Source organism: Nocardia sp. NBC_00416 (assembly GCF_036032445.1).
GTDB lineage: Bacteria > Actinomycetota > Actinomycetes > Mycobacteriales > Mycobacteriaceae > Nocardia.
In genome coordinates this window covers 5949688-5971976 of record NZ_CP107932.1, presented here as the reverse complement: position 1 = coordinate 5971976, position 22289 = coordinate 5949688, and the positions used below count along the sequence as shown (strand labels likewise).

The 22289-nt window shown below is 68.0% G+C and carries 13 protein-coding genes, 1 tRNA gene and 1 pseudogene; 8 read left to right on the top strand and 7 right to left on the bottom strand.

The window, feature by feature from the left end:
• Window positions 1-66 precede the first annotated feature (66 nt).
• From OG804_RS25900 to OG804_RS25890, 3 genes are all read right to left on the bottom strand, one after another.
• Complete coding sequence (locus tag OG804_RS25900; RefSeq protein WP_328390771.1) at window positions 67-9477, bottom strand: non-ribosomal peptide synthetase; 9411 nt, start codon at window positions 9475-9477, stop codon at window positions 67-69.
• Between the two features lie 252 nt (window positions 9478-9729).
• A complete protein-coding gene (locus OG804_RS25895; protein WP_328390769.1) occupies window positions 9730-10746 on the bottom strand; it encodes a LuxR C-terminal-related transcriptional regulator in 1017 nt (338 codons plus the stop codon).
• 38 nt (window positions 10747-10784) lie between these two features.
• Window positions 10785-11609, bottom strand: a complete 825-nt coding sequence (locus OG804_RS25890) for a M23 family metallopeptidase (RefSeq protein WP_328390767.1) — start codon at window positions 11607-11609, stop codon at window positions 10785-10787.
• Between the two features lie 540 nt (window positions 11610-12149).
• On the opposite strand from OG804_RS25890, the gene OG804_RS25885 reads away from it, so the two are divergent.
• A complete protein-coding gene (locus tag OG804_RS25885) occupies window positions 12150-12542 on the top strand; it encodes an SCO5389 family protein (RefSeq protein ID WP_328390765.1) in 393 nt (130 codons plus the stop codon).
• A 79-nt stretch (window positions 12543-12621) separates the two neighbouring features.
• Here the strand turns inward: OG804_RS25885 and OG804_RS25880 are convergent, their stop codons facing one another.
• Window positions 12622-14259, bottom strand: coding sequence for a long-chain fatty acid--CoA ligase (locus tag OG804_RS25880; RefSeq protein ID WP_328390763.1), 1638 nt, complete (start codon window positions 14257-14259; stop codon window positions 12622-12624).
• A gap of 567 nt (window positions 14260-14826) precedes the next feature.
• Here OG804_RS25880 and OG804_RS25875 point away from each other — a divergent pair.
• The 5 genes from OG804_RS25875 (at window position 14827) to OG804_RS25855 (ending at window position 19974) form a co-directional block, all read left to right on the top strand.
• The gene (locus OG804_RS25875) at window positions 14827-16287 is read left to right on the top strand and encodes a flavin-containing monooxygenase (RefSeq protein ID WP_328390761.1); all 1461 of its coding nucleotides are present in this window, start codon (window positions 14827-14829) and stop codon (window positions 16285-16287) included.
• 79 nt (window positions 16288-16366) lie between these two features.
• Window positions 16367-16439: transfer RNA gene (locus OG804_RS25870), tRNA-Arg, on the top strand.
• A gap of 363 nt (window positions 16440-16802) precedes the next feature.
• A complete protein-coding gene (locus tag OG804_RS25865) occupies window positions 16803-17450 on the top strand; it encodes a TetR/AcrR family transcriptional regulator (RefSeq protein WP_328390759.1) in 648 nt (215 codons plus the stop codon).
• A 49-nt stretch (window positions 17451-17499) separates the two neighbouring features.
• Window positions 17500-19113, top strand: a complete 1614-nt coding sequence (locus tag OG804_RS25860) for an FAD-dependent oxidoreductase (protein ID WP_328390757.1) — start codon at window positions 17500-17502, stop codon at window positions 19111-19113.
• A 30-nt stretch (window positions 19114-19143) separates the two neighbouring features.
• Complete coding sequence (locus OG804_RS25855) at window positions 19144-19974, top strand: SDR family oxidoreductase (protein WP_328390755.1); 831 nt, start codon at window positions 19144-19146, stop codon at window positions 19972-19974.
• Between the two features lie 349 nt (window positions 19975-20323).
• Here OG804_RS25855 and OG804_RS25850 read toward each other — a convergent pair whose 3' ends face one another.
• Window positions 20324-20506, bottom strand: a complete 183-nt coding sequence (locus OG804_RS25850) for a class I SAM-dependent methyltransferase (protein ID WP_328390753.1) — start codon at window positions 20504-20506, stop codon at window positions 20324-20326.
• A gap of 40 nt (window positions 20507-20546) precedes the next feature.
• Here OG804_RS25850 and OG804_RS25845 point away from each other — a divergent pair.
• A pseudogene (locus OG804_RS25845) lies at window positions 20547-20645 on the top strand (AsnC family protein); the annotation flags it as partial.
• 139 nt (window positions 20646-20784) lie between these two features.
• The gene (locus OG804_RS25840; protein WP_328390751.1) at window positions 20785-21075 is read left to right on the top strand and encodes an Lrp/AsnC family transcriptional regulator; all 291 of its coding nucleotides are present in this window, start codon (window positions 20785-20787) and stop codon (window positions 21073-21075) included.
• A 133-nt stretch (window positions 21076-21208) separates the two neighbouring features.
• Here the strand turns inward: OG804_RS25840 and OG804_RS25835 are convergent, their stop codons facing one another.
• Window positions 21209-21643: a PIN domain-containing protein gene (locus OG804_RS25835; RefSeq protein WP_328390749.1), complete on the bottom strand. Its 435-nt coding sequence runs from the start codon at window positions 21641-21643 to the stop codon at window positions 21209-21211.
• Window positions 21640-21891 (bottom strand): CopG family transcriptional regulator, encoded by a 252-nt coding sequence (locus OG804_RS25830; protein ID WP_328390747.1) that lies wholly within the window; start codon window positions 21889-21891, stop codon window positions 21640-21642. Before OG804_RS25830 ends, OG804_RS25835 begins: the two co-directional genes overlap by 4 nt.
• Window positions 21892-22289 lie beyond the last annotated feature (398 nt).

The window sequence follows — 22289 nt, the reverse complement described above, 5'->3', positions numbered from 1 at the left end:
CTCGCGTCGCCATCATTGCATCGGTCCGGTCCGGGAAAGCCGTTACCGGCCGCCCCGGACCGCGCTTCAGCCCAGCAGCGTGGGCAGATCCAGCACCGTCTCGATATCCGACCAGGCCGCGCCCGGCTGTTGCGCCTCGTCCAAAACGAGCGCGATGAGATCCTCCAGCGCCGCCGGGTCGAGAACGTCCAGGCCGGCGCTGTCGGTCCACAGATGGGTGACCCATTCACCGGCCGGAGTCACACTCTCCTGGTCCCGCGGAACCAGCACCAGCGAGGCTCCCGCGGCGCCCGCGGCCACGGTTTCCAGCACCGCCGCCGGGCTGTCGCCGCGGCCGTGCCGATAGGTCCGGGCCTCATAGGTGAGATCCGCGGCGGTGTGCACCCGGGTCACGGCGGCGGCCAGCTGGTCGTAACTCACCCGGCGGCCGGTGGCGTCCACCACGACCAGGTCGCCGCCGCGCAACGGCTGCGCCCGGTGCGCGTAGGTGACCGGTCGCGGCGATTCGGCGGCGATCTCGCCGGCCACCGCGGGATCATCGAGCAGCAGCCACTTCACGCCGGGCAGCACCGGGGCCTGTCCCACGGCCAGACCCGCCGCTACTACCAGGTCCGCGGACGCCGCGATCGCCAGGGCATCGGCCGGCACCAGTGTGGCGCCCGCCTTGAGGACCGCCCAGATCGCCACCGCCGCGTCGACACCGCGTTCCAGCGCGCTCACCACGCCGGTGCCGGGGCCCAACCCGCGGGCGATCAGCACCCGCGCCAGCCGCGAGGACCTGGCGTCGAGATCGCGATAGGTCACCGCTTCCTCACCCCACACCACAGCGGGACCGTCCGGATCGTCCTCCACCGACGCGCTCAGGGTCTGCGCCAGCGCGGTTCCCGCCGTGGCGACCGGTACGGCCTGATCGACGACGGTGACGGTGCCCCGGTTCCGCTCGGATTCGTCGAGGATGTCGATATCGCCCACCGGCACGCCGGGGTCGGCGGCGACAGCGGTGAGGATCCGCTCCAGCCGGCGCCCGAACGACCGCGCCGTCTCCTCGTCGAACAGATCGGTGGCGTAGGTCAGCGCGGCGTGCAGGTCGCCGGGGGTCCCGGCGGCGGTGCGACCGGGATCGACGTCGATCTGCAGATCGAATTTGGCGGCGAGCGCGCCCTGCCCCAGCGACCGCACGGTCAACCCGGGCAGGTTCAAGGTGGCCTGTTCGTTGTTCTGGAACGACAGCACCACAGTGAACAGCGGATTGTGCGCGGTGGCCCGGCCCGGCACCACGACCTCGACGACCCGCTCGAACGGGATATCGGCATTGGCGAACGCCGACAGGTCGGTTTCGCGGGCCGTATCGACCAGTTCGGCGAACGGCTGTGCCGGATCGACCCGGGTGCGCAGCGCGAGCGTATTGACGAACATGCCGACCAGATCGTCGAGCGCCTGTTCGCCGCGACCGGCGATCGGGGTGCCCACGGCGATATCGTCGGATCCGGTCAGCCGGTGCAGCAGCACGCTCACCGCGGCGTGCAGCACCATGAACAGGGTCGCGCCACGGTCGCGCGCCAGCCGGTCCAGCGCCTCGTGCACCTCGGCGGCGACCGCGAAACCGGTGGTGCCGCCGCGCATCGAGGGCAGGGCCGGGCGCGGCCGATCCAGCGGGAGTTCCAGCTCCCCGGAAAGGCCCCGCAGCTGTTCCCGCCAGTACCCCAATTGCTCTGCCGCGATGGAGGTCTCGTCGGTGTCCACCCCGACGACCGCCCGCTGCCAGATCGCGTAGTCCGCGTATTGCACCGGCAGCGGCGACCAACGCGGCGATTCCCCGCCGACCCGGGCCAGATACGCGGTCATCAGATCCCGCGCCAGCGGCGCGAGCGAGGCGCCGTCGGCGGCGATGTGGTGCACGACCAGCGCCAGCACGTGTTCGTCGGTGCCGGTGGTGAGCAGCAGTCCGCGGATCGGCGGCTGCGTGGTGACCTCGAAACCGGCCGACATCAGATCGCCGATCCGGCCGATCGCGTCGTCGGTGGTCGCGGATTCCAGTCCGCCGCGCAGCACCTGGGCCACCGGCAGGATCTCCTGGTACGGCAGCCCGTCCGGACCCACCGGATAGCGGGTGCGCAGCGCCTCGTGCCGTTCCAGTACATCCGACAGGGCGTAGCGCAGCGCGGACGTGTCGAGCGCGCCGGTGAGTCCGATGGCCAGCGGAATGTTGTAGGCGGCCGACTCCGGATCGAACTGGTTGAGCAGCCACATCCGATGCTGGGCCAGCGACAGCGGAATCCGGTCCGGCCGGTCGACCCGGGCCAGCGCCGGACGCTCCGCGCGGGTTCCCACGCCGGGTACCACCCGGGCGGCCAGCGCCGCGACGGTGGGCGCCTCGAACAACGCGCGCACCGCGATATCGGCCGACAGCGCCTCGTTGATGCGGGCCACCGCGCGGGTCGCCACCAGCGAGTTACCGCCGAGTGCGAAGAAATCGTCGCCGCCGCCGACACGTTCGGCGCCGAGCAGGTCCGCGAAGACCGCGGCCACCACCGTTTCCACCTCGCCGACCGGCGCGCTGTAGGGCACCCGGCTGATCACGGCCGAATCGGGCAGCGCGCGACGATCGAGTTTGCCGTTGGGAGTCAGCGGCAGCGCATCGAGCACCACGACCGCGTCCGGCACCATGTAGTCGGTCAGGAATTCCGCCACCTGCTCGCGCAGCCGCACGGGGTCGAGCGCCGCATCCTGGTCCGCGGCCGGCACCACATAGCCGAGGAGCCGGTCCCCGGCCGCGCCGCCGGTACGCACCAGCGCGACCGCCTGACCCACGCCCGGGCAGCGCAGCAGCGCCGCCTCGATTTCGCCGAGCTCGATCCGGAAACCGCGCAATTGCACCTGCGCGTCCCCACGACCGGCGTATTCCAGATTGGCGCGGCCACCGAAACCGGCCCACCGGCCGATATCGCCGGACCGGTACATCCGCGAACCCGGCGCGCCGAACGGGTCGGCCACGAACCGCGTCGCGGTCAGGCCCGGACGGCCCAGGTAGCCGCGGGTCAGCTGTTCGCCCGCCACATAGATCTCACCCGGCACGCCGACCGGCGCGGGGTGCAGCCGGTCGTCGAGCACGAACGCGTCCAGCCCCGGCAGCGCACGGCCGATCACACTGGCCGGGTTGTCCACCAGCTGTTCGTCCAGGGCCAGGAACGAGACGTGCACCGTGGTCTCGGTGATGCCGTACATGTTCACCAGCCACGGCGAATCCGTTTCGGTGCCACCCGGTCCGCCGTGCCGTTCGTACCAGCGCTGCAGCTGGCGCAGGTCCAGCGCTTCGCCGCCGAACACCACATACCGCAGGGCCAGCGTGCCCGCACCGTCACCGTGGGCGACCCGATCGGCCTCGGCCAGCTGGTAGAACGCGGACGGCGTCTGGTTGAGGACCGTGACCTGTTCGCGGATCAGCAGTTCACGGAACTGTTCCGGCGAGCGGGAGGTCAGGTAGTCGACCACCACCACCGAACCGCCGCTGGCGAGCGCGCACCACAGTTCCCAGACCGAGAAGTCGAAGGCGAACGAATGGAACAGGGTCCAGACATCGGCGTCGTCGAATTCGAACAGCAGCTGAGTGTTGGCGAACAGTTCCACCACATTCCGGTGCGCCACGCCCACACCCTTGGGGACGCCGGTGGAGCCGGAGGTGTAGATGACATAGGCCAGGTTGCCGGGACGCAGCGGCCCCCGGCGCTCGGCGTCGGCGATGGGTGCGCCGGAATGGGTCGCGGTGTCCTCGAACAGGACCACCGGCACCGCACCGGCGGGCACCGCGTCGCGTTCGGTCGCGGTGGTGAGGACAGCGGCCGGGTGGGCGTCGGAGAGGATGAACTCCAGTCGCTGCTTCGGATAGGTGGTGTCGACGGGCAGGTAGCCCGCGCCGGACAGCAGGACGCCGAGCAGCGCGACCGGCAGTTCCGCGGAACGCGGCAGTGCCACCGCCACCAGGGTTTCCGGGCCCGCGCCGACCGCGATCAGCCCGCGCGCCACCCGATAGGCGCGGTTCAGCAGTTCGGCGAAGGTCAGGGTGGTCCCGTCGAATCGTACGGCGGGCGCCTGCGGACGCAGCCGCGCCTGGGATTCGATGAGGTCGACCAGCGTCACCGCCGGTACCGAGACTCCCGCGCTGTTCCATTCCCGCAGCACCAGATCGCGTTCCCCGGGCGCGAGCAGATCGATATCGCCGACGATCCGGGTGGGATCGGCGGCGACGGCGGCGAGTACCCGCAGCAGCCGGTCGGCATGGTCGCCGATGGTGGGGGCGTCGAACAGGTCGCGGCGGTAGGTGAAGGTCAGTGCCACGCCGGTGTCGGTGTCGGAGAGGTCCACTCGGAGATCGAGGGTGTCGGGCAGTTCGGCGGGCGCGTTGCCGGCGGCCAGCAGTACCCGGAACGGCGGCTGCCCGGCTGCCGTGCGCACGGTGTCGATCAGGTAGCCGAGCCGTTCGGCACCCTGGCCCGCGGTACCGAAGGGCGCTCCCCCGGCGGCACGTGCGGTGTCGAGCAGGGCGTCGAAGCGCAGCGCCGGATCCACATCCGTGTGCAGTACTGCCAGACCGGCGGCGGCATCGTGGGTGGTGAAGGCGCCGACCGCGATGTCCCGGGTCCCCGAGAGCCGGGCCAGCAAGATCGCCAACGCCGCCTGGACCACGGTGAAGGACGTCGTATCCCGCTGAACCGCGACATCTTCCAGCGCGATCTCGATTTCGGGAGTCAGCTCCCTGCTCACCTGGCCGCTTCGCGCCGACGAGGTGGCCGGACGCGGCCGGTCCGCCGGGAATTCGCCGCGGCCGCCGAGCGCACCGGGCGCCCGCCACCAGTCCGGAGCCGGGGCCGGCGCGACCGCGCCGGGCACCGCCAGCAGCTGACCGACGAGCGCGTGCAGCAACCCCGACAGGGTCTGCGCGGCGGGTTCGGCGACGGTATCGCGCCGGTACCACAGCCGCAGCAGCAGCCGGTCGGCCGCTTCGACCACCAGGGTCACCGGGTAGTGGGTGAAGGTCTGCGAGGTCAGGTCCACGACCTCGAGGCCGTCGATGCCGCCACCGGCCGCGCGCAGCCCTTCGGCGTCCACCGGGTAGGACTCGTAGGCCAGCAATGTATCGAACAGTCCGGCCGTGCCCGGCGAGATATCAGCCAGTCCCAGGTAATGGTGTTCGAGCAGGGTCGCCTGTTCGGACTGGATCCGGGTGAGCAGATCCCGCACCGTCCATTCGGTCTCGAAGCGGACGCGCACCGGAATCGTGTTGGTGAACAGTCCGGCCATATCGTCCACGCCGGGCAGCTCCGGCGGGCGACCGGAGACCACCGCGCCGAACACGATGTCCTCGCGTCCGGTGAGTCCCGCCAGCAGCAGCGCCCAGAGTGCCTGCACCACCGTGTTGACGGTGACTCCGGCCGCGGCCGCGTACGCCGTCATCGCGGAGGTCTCGGCATCGCTGAGCGCGAGATCGAGTTCTCCGATACCCGATTCCGGCTGCGCGGGCGGAGCGAGCACCGCGGCCAGTTCGGTCGGCTGCGCGCCGCGCAGGACCTCGGTCCAGCGGGTCCGGGTGGCGTCGGCGTCCTGCCGCGACAGCCACCGCAGATAGTCCCGGTAGGCCGGGACCGGCGGCAGCGCCGACCGGTCGCCGTGCAGGGCGTAGAGGGTCAGCAGGTCCTTCATCAGGACCGGCATCGACCAGCCGTCGAACAGCAGGTGGTGAGCGGCCAGTACGAAATGGGTGCGGCCGGAGACCGTGCGGTACACCGTGATCCGCAGCAGCGGCGCGGTGTCGAGGGCGAACCGGGTGAGCCGCTGGTTCTCCAGCAGTTCCGGTATCTCGTAGTCACCGACACTGTCGACCACCTGCCACGGCACCTCGACCGTCTCGGTGACCAACTGAACCGGCGACCCGTCCGCCGCGGTCACGAACGCGGTGCGCAGCACCGGATGCCGATCCACGAGACCCTGTGCCGCGACGTGCAAACGCTCCAGATCGATTGTGCCGCCGAGCTCGAGCGCGAACAGCATCACATAGTCGTCCGGCCCGCCCGTGGTGAGCTGGGAATGGAAGAACAGTCCGGCGCCCAGCGGCGACAGCGGCAGCACCTCCGCCAGTCCCGGATAGCCGGTACGCCAGGTGTCCAGTTCGGGCTGTTCGACCCGGACCAGCGGCAGATCCGAGGGAGTGAGGCCGCCCGCGGCCGGGTCGGCGGTGTGCCGGGCGATCGCGTTCACCGCGGCCAGCCATTCGTCGGCCAGTTCGCGGACCGCGGCCTCGTCGACGATATCGGCCACGTAGGCGAACGACACCGTGATCCCGCCGCCGGCGCGAGCGATCGCGTTGATATCGATCACCATCTCAGCCGGCATATCGCTGTCGAATTCGGCCTCGAACTCACCGAGCTCACCGGTGGGCAACCAGGCCGTATCGTCGATTCCGGCCGGCACGTCGCCTGCGGAGACGCGGCCGAGATAGTTGAAACCGATCTGCGCGACGGTGCCGTCGAGTTCGGCGGCTGTCCCCGGCGCGAGCCGGCGCAGCAGTCCGAAGCCGATTCCGTGTTCGGGCACGGCGAAAAGCTGTTCCTTCACCGAACGCAACAGCGCCGCGGTGGCCGGACCCGCTGCCAGCGCCGCGAGCGGATCGATGGCGGACAGGTCGAGGGCCACCGGGTAGGCGGTGGTGAACCAGCCGACGGTGCGGGTGAGATCCGCGCCGGGAACGACGGATTCCTCGCGTCCGTGCCCCTCCAACCGGATCCGGGTGGTCGCGCAGTCCACACCGCGCCGGGAGCGCCAGTTCCGCACGGCCAGGGCCAGCGCGGCCAGCAGCGGATCGTTGGCGCCGGTCCGGTACAGCGCGGGTACTTCGGTGAGCACCACCGCGGCGACCTCGGCGGGCACCTCGACGGCGAACCGCCGCACCGCGGCGTGCGAATCGGTCGTGGGATCTATCGCGCGGGCGCCCAGCAGCGGGTCCGGCGTCGCCAGCGCCTTACGCCAGTAGGCGATTTCGGCCTCGCGCGCCGGTTCGGCGGCGACTTCGCCGAGTGCGTGGGCCCAACGCCGGAACGAGGTGGCCACCGACGGGAGCTCGGTGCGCTGACCGTTGGACACCTGTGCCCAGGCCAGCACCAGATCGGAGACGATGATGCGCCAGGACACCCCGTCGACCACATAATGGTGGACGGCCAGCAACAGCGCGTCACGCGCGTCGGGGCGGCGCAACCAGGTCGCGGCGACCATCCGGCCGCCCAGCGGATCCAATTGCGCCACCGTCGAACTCATGGCCGCACCGGCGAGTTCGGCGAGTTCGGCCGGACCGCTGCCCGCCGGAACCTCGACCTCGGAGACCAGGGCGGCGGCCTCCCCCGGCCGGGGCTCGGGAACCTCGAGACGATATCGGCCGTCCTCGGCGGCCAACTGTGCGCGCAACATATCGTGGCGTCCCACGACCGCGCCCAGCGTCGCGGCCAGGCCCGCGCGGTCGATGCCCTCCGGCAGCCCCAGCACCATGCTCTGCGCGAACCCCGAATGCACGCCGCCGGCCAGGTACTCGGCCAGGATCGGGGTCAGCGGGATATCGCCGAGGCCGCCGCCGGGCAGTTCCGCCAGACGCTGAACCACCGCGTCGGCTCCGGAAACCGCGACCTTGGCGAGTTCGGCGACCGTACGGTATTCGAATACGTCCTGCGGGGTGAACAGGATTCCCGCGTTGCGGGCCCGCGACACCAGCTGGATCGACAGGATGCTGTCGCCGCCGAGCGCGAAGAACGGGTCGTCGGCCCCGACCTGGTCCAGCCCGAGCACCTGCGCGAACAGCGTGGCCAGCCGGACCTCCATCTCGCCGGCGGGAGCACGGGAACCGGCCGATTCGAACACCGGTTCCGGCAGGGCCTTGCGATCGAGTTTGCCGACCGGGGTCAGCGGGATCTCGTCGAGCACCACGAAGGCGGCCGGGATCATGTACGAGGGCAGAGTTTCGGCGAGGAACGCGGCCAGTTCGTCGGTGCTCACCGCGCTGTCCCGGTGCGGCAGCACGTAGGCCACCAGCGCCGTCGATCCCGACGGCAGGGTCTTGCCCATGGTGATCGCGTAGTCCACGGCGGGATGCCGGGTCAGGGCGTTGTCGATCTCGCCGAGTTCGATGCGGAATCCGCGCACCTTCACCTGGAAATCGGTGCGGCCCAGGTATTCGATCTCTTCGCCGCGCGGCGTCTCGATCCGGCGCACCAGATCGCCGGTGCGGTACATCCGGGTTCCCGGCTGCCCGAGGTCCGCGCCGAAGGGCCCGGCGACGAACCGTTCCGCGGTCAGCGCGCGCCGGTTCAGATAGCCGTGCGCCAGCGGCGGACCGGAAAGATAGAGTTCGCCCACCACACCGGTCGGCACCGGCCGCAATCGCGCGTCGAGGACGAACACCCCGAACCCGTTCAGGGCGGTGCCGATGGTGATGGTCTCCCCGGCGATCATCGCCTCGGTGCTGGTCGCGAGGATGGTGGCCTCGGTCGGGCCGTAGGAGTTGAGGAATCGGTGATCGTGGGCCCAGCGGCCGACCAGTTCGGGGCCGAACTTGTCGCCGATCGCGACGACGCACAGCAGGTCGGTGATCCCGGCCGGATCCACCGATTCCAAGGCCGCCGGGGTGGTGATCATATGGGTCACCCGTTCGCGGATCAGCAGATCGGCGACCTCCTGCCCGCCGAGCACACCCGCGGGCACGATCACCAGCGTCGCGCCCGTGGTGAAGGTGAGCAGCAACTCCAGCACCGAGACGTCGAAGTTCGGGGAGCACACATGGGTCACCCGGGAGTCGCTGGTGATGCCGTAATGGTCGTTGGACGCCGCCACCACCAGGGCCAGCCCGCTGTGCGAGACCACCACGCCCTTGGGTTTCCCGGTGGAGCCGGAGGTGTAGATGACGTAGGCGGGGTGCCGCTCGTCGAGCAGCCGGACCCGGTCCGCGTAGGAGATCGGGTGCCGCGGCCGCTGCGCGATCCGTTCGGCCTGGACCGGGTCGTCGAGTTCCACCCAGTAGAGGGACCGGCCGAGCGCGGAACGGTGTTTCGAGGTGGTCAGACCGAGTACCGCACCGGAGTCGGTGGCCATATGGTCGATCCGGTCGCTGGGGTAGCTCGGATCGATCGGCACGTAGGCCGCGCCGGTTTTCGCGATGGCCCAGACGGCGAGCACCGACTCGAGGCTGCGGGCGATCCCGATCGCCACCACATCGCCCGGTCCGATACCGCGTTCGATCAGATCCCGCGCGAGCTGCGAGGACGCCTCGTCGAGCTCCTGATAGGTCATTTCCCGCTGATCGGCAGGTTCACCCGTCGGGTTGTAGCGGATCGCCACCTCGGAGGCGGCGGATTCGACGGCAGCGGTCAGCAGCTGTGCGAACAGCGGGCTGCCCGAACGGCGCCGTCGGCTACCACGAGAAGAACGACGGGCGGTTTCCATTCGAGTGCATTCACCTCTCGGATCGAGCCAGGACCCGGCCCCCTACGTGCCCGTAGGGCAAAAGGACATCTCTACCGGGGCCAGCGCGGTCTGGCCATCATATCGGGAGCGCCCGCAGTCGCCGCCCGGGGAACGAGAACGACGGACGCCGCCCACCACCCTCTCAGGAGGGCTGCCGCCGGATAGTTCCCGGGGGCTACATCGGCTTGATCGGGCCGGGCGTTGCAGCCCCGGCCCGACGAGTGAATCAGCTCACAACCAGCCGCGCCGGATCGCCTGCACACCGGCTTGGAAGCGGGTGCTGGCGCCGAGCCGCTCCAGCAGCCGGGCGGTCCGCCGGACCACGGTGCGGCGGGACATGCCGAGCCGGCGCGCGATCGTATCGTCGGTCGCGCCCATCCCCATCATGGTGAGGATGGCCCGGTCGCGTTCGTCGAGTTCGTCGGCTTCGGGCTGCACCGAGATCGGTGCGGACAGCGTCCACAGCACATCGAAACTACGGATCAACATATCCAGCAGCGGTGACCCGTTGATCCGCAGCGCCATCGGGTCGGGCCGACGTTCATCGGTGTGCAGGACCAGACTGGCGCGCTGGTCGTCGGCGACGATGAGTTTGAACGGCGGATCGGGCAGCGTACGCGCCTGCGCGCCCTTGGCATTGGTGGCCAGAGCGTGCCGCAACCGGTCCGCGTCCTGATAGATCGTGTCCTGGTAGAGGATCCGGTAACGCACCCCTTCGGCGATCCGGGCCTGTTTCAGTTCGGCGATGCGGTTATCGCGTTCGGGGTCGCTCAGATGCGGGCTGCGTTCGACCATCTTCACCGAGTAGTCGGCGTTGGCGTGCAGCGCCTCGAAATCGGCGAGCAGTTCGGCCCGCTCGAACACCGGTGTCACCACACCGTTCCAGCCCTGCGAGCGCCGCACGGAGCGGAAGGTCTCGCTGAGCCGGGCCGCGGCCGCGTGCATGGTGCTGATCTCCTGGCGACGCCGCCGCGCCTCGGCCTCGGACAGCGATTCGGGCGCGTGCGCGTCCCAGCGCGGGGTGCCGTCGGCATCGGCGAGCCGGACCACGGCACGCAGGCCGCAGAGATCGTCGAGTGCGGCGTCGACGACGGTTTCGGGCAGCCCCGTATGCCGAGCGATATCGGCAGGGCTGGACCTCGGTCGATGCACCAGGGCCGCGTAGACGCGGCCGTGGGTCGAGTCGGGTTCGAATATATCGGCCAGTTCGGTCACGCCGGGCGTTCGCAGTTCTCCCTGCAACTCCATGGGAGTGGCAAGGATCGGACGGAGCGATTCTGTCGTACTCAGTGCGAGGGACCCCACTCCAGTGGCACCCCCTTGGACACCATCCAGGTCATCGGATCGATCTTGTTGCCACCTTGATCCCAGATCTCCAGATGCAGATGCGGGCCGGTGGAGTTGCCGCGGTTGCCGACGGTGGCGATCACGTCACCGGCGTTCACCCGCTGCCCCTGGGTGACATAGATATCGTTCACATGCCCGTAGACACCGGTGGTGCCGTCGTCGTGCAGCACCCGGACCCACATTCCGAACCCGGAGGCGGGGCCGGCCTCGACCACGGTGCCGCTGGCGACCGACTGGATCGGGGCGCCGAGGGAATCGGCGAAGTCGATGCCGTTGTGCATGGTGCCCCACCGGCTGCCGTAGGTGGAGCTGATGACTCCGGCCACCGGGCGAACCGCCGTGGCGGGAGCGAACTGCTGGTGCAGCTGTTTGAGGGTCTGCTCGGCCTGGGTGAGCGGGACGGCGACCTCGGGCGGCAGATTGCTCAGCCCGAACGGCGCGGCCACCGGAGCGGCGATCGGGGCGGCCTGGACGGGCGCGGGCCGGGGCGCGGCGACCGGGGCGGCCTGCGCCATGTGCTCGGCCTCGGATACGACCGCTTCCGGTGCGGGCGTGGCCGGTTCGGCCTCGATCGCGTCGTCGTGGCCGCCACCGGGGAGCAGCGGCGAGGCGTAGGCGATTGCCGGAGCGACCTGGGAGGCGGTGCCGATCAGCGCGCCGGCCGCGACCGCGGCGCCGGCGGCGGCGCGGACCTTCTCGCCGGTGGTGACGTCGGCACGGTGACGGCGCGGGCTGACGCGGACATCCTCGCCGACAAGGCTCATAACGGTGATGGAACTGGGGCCTAGTCGATGGTGCGCCAAAGTCCGTCCTCGCTATCCGATCATGATGGTCACGAACGCCGTATACGGATCCAGGCTGCTTCAGCCGGGTAAACGTAACGTTTCGGCATCCGTTGTGACGGTAACTCTACCGGCCCGTGACCATATCGCAACCTTTTCGGTGAACGTGCAGGTCAGATCGATTTATCGACCCGCCGACCTCGCGAGATCCAGTGCCCCTTTCGTAACATTTCCGGACCCCGATTCCCACGCCGCGAGGCATCGAAAGCTCGGCAGCAACCGCAGTCCCTCGCGCGCCGTCACCCGCGACTCCGCCCGTGAACCGAGGTGGCCGCGGCGTGCCGGCCCCGAATGATCGAGCCGGGGCAATGGCTTCGCTATTTCTGAAAAGCTGCGCCTTCTAACGACTTTCACAGCCAATCCACCGCTATTGACAACCAATTTCGATTAGACTCGGCCCGGCAGATCTGCCGCGGGTTTCCGCATCATCAGCCGAAGACGAGTTGACCTCAGGAGGTCGCCGTGTCCCTAGATGTCCCCACCGCCTTACTGGAACGCGCTGAACGCGGTGATGTCACCGACGCCGAATTCGTCGAATGCGTCCGCAACTCCCTGCCCTACGCCTGGGAGGTCGTGAGTCGCGTCGCCGGCGAATTGGAGTCCGGCACCGCGGAATTCGCCGACAACGAAGTCCCCCCGCCCGACGAGACAGCACGCGGCCAACTGCTGCGCGCCCTCGCCTCCGACGCCATCCGTGGCGGCCTGGAACGGCATTTCGGCGTGAAGCTGGCCTTCCAGAACTGCCACCGGGTCGCGGCGTTCCCGCTCGCCGCGGTCGGCGGCGAAACGTACAGCCGGTTCATCAGTCCCCGCAACCAGTTGCTCAACCAGAGCCCGGAACTGCGGAACTGCTGAGCCCGACAGGTCCCCGGCGCGAATTCGCGCCGGGGACCGCTCATCCGGGCGGCGGGAACCCCACGATCAGGCGGAAGCGTCAGCGAACGGTCGTGACGGTCAGCTCGCCGTCCGCATGCTGCGCCCGCAGTCGTTTCTTGTCGAACTTGCCGACACTGGTCTTGGGCACCTCGGTGATGAACGTCCAGTACTCCGGCAGTTGCCATTTGGCGAACCGATCCGCCAGGAATTCGCGCAGTTCCGCCGGTTCCACCGTCGCGCCCTCGGCCGGCACGATCGCCACCAGCGGGCGCTCGTCCCACTTCTCGTCGGGGATGCCGATCACCGCCGCCTCCGCCACGGCGGGATGCCCCATCACCGCGTTCTCCAGGTCGACCGAGGAGATCCACTCACCGCCGGACTTGATCACATCCTTGGACCGGTCGACCAGCGTCAGATAGCCGTCCGGGCTGATCTTGCCTACATCACCGGTGCGCAACCAGCCGTCGTCGAACTTGCTCGGGTCGACCTCCACCCCGTCGGGCGAGTAATAGGACCCGGTGATCCACGGACCGCGCACCTCGACCTCGCCCAGGGAACTGCCGTCGTTGGGCAGCACTTTTCCGTCGTCGCCGACCAGCCGGGCGCTGACCCCGGCCGGGAACCGCCCCTGGGTGACCCGGTAGGCCCAGGCCTCCTCCTCGGTCACGCCCTGCGGCGGCTGCGCCACACTGCCCAGCGGTGAGGTCTCGGTCATTCCCCAGGCGTGGACCACCGGCACCCCGTGCTTCTGCTCGAACGCCTTCATCATCGCCGGCGGCGCGGCCGCACCGCCCACCACCACCGAACGCAGATGGCTGATGTCCTGCGGGTTCGCGTTCAGCGCGGCCAGCACCCCGCCCCAGATCGTCGGCACCGCCGCGGCGAACGTGGGTTTCACCTTCGCCATCATCTCCAGCAGCGGCGCCGGCTGCAGGAACCGGTCCGGCATCAGCAGATTCGCGCCGGTCAGCAGCGCTGTGTAGGGCAGCCCCCAGGCGTTCGCGTGGAACAGCGGCACGATGGCGAGCATGGTGTCGTCGTTGCGTGTCCCCATCGACGAGGGCGTGGTGGCCTGCATGGCGTGCAGCCAGTTCGACCGATGGGAGTAGACGACGCCCTTCGGATCTCCGGTGGTGCCGGACGTGTAGCACATCGACGACGCCGTGCGCTCGTCCAGCACCGGAAAGTCGAATTCGGCAGGGTATTTCGCCAAGAGCTCGGCGTAATCGTGCACGGCGACACCCTCGGGTGCGGTCAGTGCCGCCGCGTCTCCGTTCACCACGATCACGTGCCGGACCGTTTTCAGATGCGGCAGGTACTGGGCGAACATCGGCACCAGGCTGCCGTCCACGAGCACCACCTGGTCTTCGGCGTGGTTGGCCACGAAGATCAGCTGCTCGGCCGACAACCGGATGTTCAGCGCGTGCAGCACCGCGCCCATGGCCGGGATCGCGATATAGGCCAGGAAATGCTCGTTGTTGTTCCACATGAAGGTGCCGACCCGGTCGCCCTGCTCGATCCCGAGTTCGGTCAGCGCGTTGGCCAGCCGCGCCGAATCGGCGCCCACCTCGCGGAAGGTCATGGTGCGGACTCCGTCACCGGTCCAGGTGGACACCGTGGAATCGCCGACGAAGGTGGACGCGTAGCGCAACAGCGTGGCCAACGACAGCTGGTCGTCCATCATGGTGCTCAGCATCGGAAATACCCCTAACTCATCTGGGTGGCGGGACGGCGTGCCGTGAGCCCGTCGCACTCTGTGAGACACAGGAACGAACATGACTCACATCACACCGCCGCACACTACCGTGGAGTAGCCGAGCGTGGGGAAGGTCGCGGGAAACGGGGAACTCCACCGCCACCGCTGGTCAGCACGGGAAGGAAGGCGGCGCGGCGGCCGGCGCCGGACAGCGGGATGAGACGCAATGCCCGCGACGCCCCCTGCGGGCCACCGGCACTGCGCCATCGCCGCCGAGCACATGACTGTGATAGCCGGGAATCCGGCCCGATGCCAAGTCAGATAACGAAATGACATCGAAACGAGACACGTCCCCACTCCGTGCCCCATTGATGGGATGAATACCTCAGCTCCGGAGCCCCGCGACCACCCGTTATTCCGATCGTGAACAAGTGATCAGAAATAACGCCGAGTCGCTTACAGATGCACGCGCACGGCCTTTTCGGCCCCCGAATCGTGGCCGAAAATGTTGATTCGATGTCCGTCGTTCTCTTCGAACGCACCGTCGCCCGCCCCTACCCTTGGACCATGACATCGCCGTCGATCATCATCATCGGGGCCGGGTTCGGTGGGCTCGGTATGGGACTCGAGCTCCTACGCTCCGGCACCGACGATTTCCTCATCGTGGAACGCGCCCAGGACTTCGGCGGCGTATGGCGCGAGAACACCTACCCCGGCGCGGCCTGCGATGTGCCGTCCCCCCTCTACTCCTGGTCCTTCGAACCGCGCTCCGATTGGCCCCGGCGCTTCTCCGAACAGGCCGATATCCACGACTACATGCGACGCGTGGTCGGCAAATACGATCTCGAACGCAAGATCCGCTTCGGCACCGAGATCAGCGACGCCGAATACGACGAGACCACCGCCAAGTGGCAGATCCGCACCACCGCCGGCGATCAGCTCACCGCCGACGTCCTGATCTCCGCCGTCGGCCAGCTCTCCCGCCCGGCCCTGCCCAACATTCCCGGTATCGACACCTTCACCGGACCCGCGTTCCACTCCGCCGAATGGGACCACTCCGTCGACCTCACCGGCAAACGCGTCGCCTGTATCGGCACCGGCGCCAGCGCCATTCAATACATCCCCCGCATCCAGCCGCGCACCGAACACCTCACCCTGTTCCAGCGCTCCGCCGCCTGGGTGCTGCCCAAAGCCGACGCCGCCTACGAGCCCCGCCACCACGCCGTCTTCAAATACGTGCCCCCGGCCCGCTGGGCCGAACGCTTCGGCTGGTGGATGTTCTTCGAAGTGATGGCGCTGGCCCTCACCGATATCCAGGGCATCCAGAAACCCGTGGTGAAGGTCGCCGACGGTCACCGCGCCCGCCAGGTCCCCGACCCGATCCTGCGCGAGAAGCTCACCCCCGACTACGCACCCGGCTGCAAACGCGCCCTCTTCTCCAACGACTACTTCCCCGCCCTCACCCGGCCCAACGTCACGGTGGAGACCAACCCCATCACCGAGATCACCCCCACCGGCGTGCGCACCGCCGACGGAATCGACCACGAAGTCGACGTCATCATCTACGGCACCGGCTTCAAGGGCACCGAATTCCTCGCCCCCATGAACATCTACGGCGCCGGCGGCCGCAAACTCGCCGACACCTGGGCCGCCGAAGGCGCCCGCGCCTACCTCGGCGTCTCGGTCCCCCAGTTCCCCAACCTGTTCATGATGTACGGCCCCAACACCAACGTCGGCTCCGGCTCCATCGTCTACATGCTCGAAGCCCAGGCCCGCTACATCCGCCAGGGAATCGAATACCTCCGCCAGAACCCCGGCCGCGGCCTGTCCGCCCGCCCCGACACCGAACAACGCTGGGACAACTGGCTCCAGAAACGCCTGAAGGACACCCCTTGGAACTTCTGCTCCAGCTGGTACCGCAACGCCTCGGGCCGCATCACCAACAACTGGCCGGGCGCCACGGTCCTCTACCGCTGGAAAACCCGCCGCTTCGACCCCGCCGACTACGAAGAATCCCGCGCGGCCTGACACCCCGCCGGGGCCGCTCCCCACGATGCGGCCCCGCGGCGGGTGACCCGGTAGACTCCAGCGCACCGGTCACGACCCGGCCCTCGTAGCTCAGGGGATAGAGCACCGCTCTCCTAAAGCGGGTGTCGCAGGTTCGAATCCTGCCGAGGGCACAAACCCGCGAAGTGTTTCCGCAGCTCAACGGGCTTTTCGGATAATCCCCGAATGGTCTATCCCACGAAGTCCCGGGTCAGATGCAGTCCACCTGTGTGCCTGTAGGGCACATCGAAGATGGGAACACACCTGGGCAGTGCGACACCCACACCGACAACCGGCCCGACCCAGGCAGTTATGGGCACCCTATTCGATCAAGGGCGCATAGACACGCTCAACTTTTTGCAACACAACAGTATTCAGCGTGTCCCGATCCTATCGCCGACAGCACTCTCGACCGTTACCGATCACGCGCTCAGCGGCCTGCACGGGCGCTCGGGGACATGACCGTGTTTGTTCCGTGGCGGTGACAGACTGTGCTGATGACTGAGTCGATGCGGCGCCGGGGTCGGCCGGCCAGACTGTCCCGCGAGGCGGTTGTCGCGGCCGCAGAACAGATTGTGCAGTCCGAAGGTATCGACGCGTTGACCATGCGCCGCGTCGCGGATCGGCTGTCGAGCTCTCCCACGGCGATCTACCGGCACGTACGCGACAAGGACGAGATGCTGCTTGCGCTGCTGGACGACGTTGCGGGCGAACTCGGGCGGCCCGATCTGCCCGAAGACCCGCGGCAGCGACTGGTGGTGTTGTGGCGGCTGCTGTACGACACTCTTGCCACGCGCCCCTGGGTGGTGGGTGTCCTGGTCGGCAGGGATCTTGCCAGCCGGGCGATCTTATGGGTGGTCGAGGAGATCTTGCAGGCATTTTTGGCCTGCGGCCTGGACCGCGAGCAAGCGGCGTCCGCATACCGCGCGGTGTGGCAGTTCACGGTCGGCGTCCTCACCATCCGGAGCGGGTCCGATCGAGCCCGGTCCGACCCGAACCAGCCCGGCCAGGCGCGCATGATCATGGAAGCCGATTCGGAACTGACTCCCACAATCGCGGCGCTGGCCGCCGACTGGCCGCATCCCTGGGAGAACTACGACTACGGACTCACCGTTTTGCTCAACGGTGTGATCGAACGATCTTGACACTCCATATCTATTTGTTAACGTGTTAACAAATAGATATGGAGGACTCGTGGAAGACGTGGATGTTGTAGTGATCGGTTCGGGTGCAGCCGGCCTGGCTGCCGCACTCGCGGCCGCGGACGGTGGGGCCCAGGTCGCAATGCTGGAGGCGTCCTCGCGGTGGGGCGGCTCGACGGCGGTCTCGGGTGGGCAGATCTGGGCGCCGGCCAATCATCGAATGCGTGAAGCAGGCTGCCCCGACTCCGCCGAGAATGCCCTGGCCTATTGCCGCAACGCGGCACCCGGGCGTGAGGACGACCTGGTCGAGACATTCGTACAGGCGATACCGGAGACCGTGCGATTCCTCGAGGAACGCACCCCGATCGAGTTCTCCGTGGTCACGGCATATCCCGACACGTTCGCCGAGCTGCCGGGCGGCCATTCGTCGCGCCATCTCGAGGTTCGCCCGGTAGCCCTCGGCGATCTGGGCTCCATCGAGGAACTGGTGTGGCCGGCGTCGCTTTTCGCACCGGTACTCACCAACCAAGAAGTGTTCGAGCACAGTCTCTTCGCTGGCGGGCAACCGCCACTGGAACTGATCGCGCAACGCAGCGCGGACGATGTGGTGACCCTGGGAGCAGGCTTGGTCGCCGGACTGCTGCACGGCTGCCGCGCCATGGGAGTCGTTTCCGTGCGCGGATGCCGGGTGGTCGAACTACTCCGCGCCGACAACGGCCGGATCGCGGGTGCGCGGGCCGAACAGGACGGTGCCGCGGGCACGGTGCGTGCCCGGCGAGGCGTCATTCTGGCCACCGGGGGATTCGAACACGACGCCGAATTGCGTGCGCAATTGCTGTCCGGGCCGCTCACACACCCGGTAACCCCGCCGGTGCAACACGGAGACGGCCTGCGGTTGGCCGGACGGGTCGGTGCGGCGATGGCGTATCCGGGTGAGTACTGGTCCTGGCCCGCCTACCAGGCCCCCGGCACGGTCTGGCCCGACCCGCAAGCGACACCTCAGGCGCAATTGGTGCTGCCGGAACGGTCACTGCCACACGTGCTCTGGGTCAACGCCGCCGGGCACCGGTTCGTCAACGAGTCCAGCCACAACTGCGCCGCTGCCTTCGCCGAACTCGACCCCAACACCCACCGGCCCAGAAACCTGCCGGCCTGGGCGATCGGCGACGCTCAATTCCGGGTCAAGTACTCGGTCGCAGGCATCCCCGCAGGCTCGCAGGCACCGGATTGGCTGATCCAAGCGGACAGCATCCACGATCTCGCCGCCCGTCTCGGTATCGACCCGGACGCCTTGGCGGCCACCGTCTCCCGATTCAACACCATGGCCGCGACCGGTCGCGACGAGGATTTCGGCCGCGGACGCTCCCGCTACGAGCACGCTTTCGGAGACCCGGCCGCCGCGCATCCGAACCTCGGCCCAGTGACCGAGCCCCCGTTCTTCGCCCTCCCTGTACACCCGGGAACAGTCGGCACCAAGGGTGGAGCCCGTATCGACCGGCAAGCCCGCGTCCTCGATTGGACAGGCCATCCGATCCCCGGCCTCTACGCCGCGGGGAATGCCGCCGCGGCCGTCTTCGGGCCCGGCACCATCGCCGGGGGACTGACGATCGCTTCTGCCCTCGCCTGGGGCCGCATCGCCGGCCGCGACGCGGCGCGAAGCCACTGAACTACTTTCCAACCGACAAGGAGTACCCGCATGTTTTTGATCACGGCAGCTACTGGAAACGTAGGCCGAGCCCTCGTCGAGCGGCTCTGCGCCACAGGCGCCGACGTCACAGCCCTCACTCGCAACCCCGCCGCGGCTGGCCTGCCTCCAGGCATCGATACCGTATCGGCGCTGGACGGACGGTTTCCGCTCGACGGGGTCGCCACGGTGTTCCTCAACGCCGCCGCGGTGCACGGCACCGCCGAGCAGTTCCTGTCTCAAGCGGTCGCGCACGGAGTGCGGCGCATCGTGCTGCTGTCCTCCTCATCGGTGCTCGACGACCATCCCGACAATCACACCGGTATCGCACACCGCGAACTCGAACGCCGCATCGAACAGACCGGCATGGAATGGGTATTCCTGCGCTCCGGCATGTTCGCCACCAACACCGTGTGGTGGGCACCCACGATTCGTGCACACAGCGTCGTTCGCGCCGCCCACGCGAAGGCTCGCATCGCTCCGATCCACGAGCAAGACCTTGCCGCCGCAGCGGCCGCCGCGATGCTGAAAGACAGTCTCGCCGGGACTGCGCCCGTGCTCACCGGACCGGAGCTGATCACCCAAGCCGGACAAGCGGAGTTGATCGGTGAAGCCCTCGGCCAACCGGTCCGGTTCGAAGAAGTCTCGCCCGCCATCGGCCACCGACTGCTGACCGAGCAGCACGCCCCGCCCCACATCGCCGACTCACTGCTGCGGTACTACCACCGCGCCATCCTGCACCCGATCGAACCGACCCCCATTTCGACGATCCTGCCCTCGGAACAGCCACGCACCTATCGACAGTGGATCCACGACCACCGCGCGGATTTCGCCGCGCCGTAGCGAACGCCCGCGATCGACCACATCAACGAGGTTCATCCGCCTTCGGGATCCGGCCAACGGAGCACGGCGGCCGACGCAGCCAAACCGCCGGACCTACCTCACAGTCGAGCCATACCTCTCCGACCGGCAACCACGACGAATCAACAAACCGGAAGCAGACTTCCACATCACCTTTCACAACGGAGCCGAGAAAGAGCCCAGCTGTTATGGGCCAGCGTGTAACGAATATTGTTCTCCAGCAGGGGAAAGGGGCGGGCAGCTCGCCGGTCGTCTCGTCGGAGAAACACAGCATGTTCAGCAGTCCGCCGGGTTTGGTGGCACGGCGCAGGGCGCGTATATATTGCACGCGTCACCGTTCGGTCGGGCAGTGGTAGAGCGTGCTGTCCAGTACGGTGTCGAACCGGCCCTCGAAGCCGGTGGGGCTGGTGGCGTCGGCGACGACGTATTCCACGTCCACCCCGCGCGCCGCCGCGCGTTGCCCTCGAGGTTCGAGGTGCCAGCTCACCCGGCCGAATCGGAGGCCACCAGCCACCGAGCCCATATTCGCGGGTTCCGTCACCGGATACGGTCAGATGATGGAAACTGTCACTCTCGATGACCTCGATCGAGGACTGGCGCATGCGCTGCAGATCGATGGGCGGGCGCCGTTCAGCCGGATCGCCGAGGTACTCGGCACTTCCGAAAACACCGTCGCACGCCGATATCGGCGACTGCGGGCGGCCGGAGCTGTGCGGCTGGTCGGAATCGACCGTGCGCCGGCGGGTGGAACATCTTCGGCACACAGGCGTGCTCGGGTTTCAGGTCTATGTAGTGCCCGAGGCGTTGGGCTATCACGCCGCAGCTCGGCTGTGGCTGTCAGTGCGGAACTCCGCGCTGACTGCGGTCGGGCAGACACTGGCCGAGCACCCCGAGATCCAGTTCGCCGCCGTCACCACCGGTCCGACCAATATGCTCGCCGGGGTCGTCTGCCGAGACCCTCACGACCTGTACCGGTACTCGAGTGACCGAATCGGGCCGCTGAACGCCGCCAGACATCTGGAAACGGCACCAGTGGTGCGGACCCTCGAACGCACCGGAACGCTGTCACCAGCGTGGCCGTAAAACCGCTAGGTGGCACCACGTTCGCCGAGCAGACGCGGGACCACACTCGAAAATCGGCATTACCGCGCGTTTCGGCGTGCCTCAGCTAATTACCTACCGAACGTTGCACGGCACGGCACGGCACGGCACGGCACTAGAGATCATCGGGCAACAGGCGGAACGCGGCATGGCCAGTGAGCGGGGTAACTGCACGGAAATCACGTCGGTCGAGCGTCAACACCTCCACAGTTTCGTATCTTTCCGCCAATGAAACATTGGTGGCGTCTGTGAGATCCAGGCGCAAGGCCAGGTATCTGTTCTGTACCCTGCGCGCGACCCGCAACAAGTCCGCCGATACCGTGGGTACTTCGATGCGTCCGGTGCGCTCTTGCGCCAACAACCAATCATTCACCGCATAGGCGGCTCGACGATCGAGATTTCGGGTGGTGATATGTTCGACTTCGAGCAACACAAGCGGAGAGACGATGGTCAGCGCTGCCTGCTGCAGCGCTGCGCGCGCGCAGACGTGCTCAGGATCCGCGGAGTTGAAAGCGGCGACCAGACCTGAGGTGTCGCCGATCACGATCATCCAGCATCGGCTTCGGTGTTGGTGATCGCTTCTCGCACAGTGCTATCGATTTCGTCGGCCGACACCGCATGCCCGTAGTCGAGTACGGGGATATCCCACTCCTCATCCCATCGGCGTGTGCGTAACGCGGCCAGATGAAAAGCTTCACGAAAATACTCGGACTCCGGCCGCCCTTCACGTGCCGCGGCCATCTTCACCAGCTCGAGGTCGGCCTCGTCGACCATGACCGTCGTCTTCTTCAGACCCATAAGGTTATGGTACCCGCACCATAACTTTAGGGCGAGCGAAACTTATCACCCGCGCTGCTCAGATCCGGCATAATCCCACGATGACCAGGTGTTTTCTGGTTGCCCATGTTTTGCGTGTCCTGCCGAGGGCACAAAGAATGTGCAGTTCAGAGACCTCATTTCCGTGTGGTGACTCCGGATCGCCCTCGGTACGCAGTTAGTACGCAGTAGCACACGGCACGTGCGACGACCACCCTGAACGCCCGTAACAGCCTCGCCTGCTTCTATGCGTCGGGCCGGACCGCCCAAGCGATCGAACTGCTGCCGGTCACGCAAACGGGAGGGTGGTCGAGCAGTCGATGATGTCGAGCATTTCGTTGGCAGCACGACGAGTCCAGGAACCGCCGTCGACGGCGGGA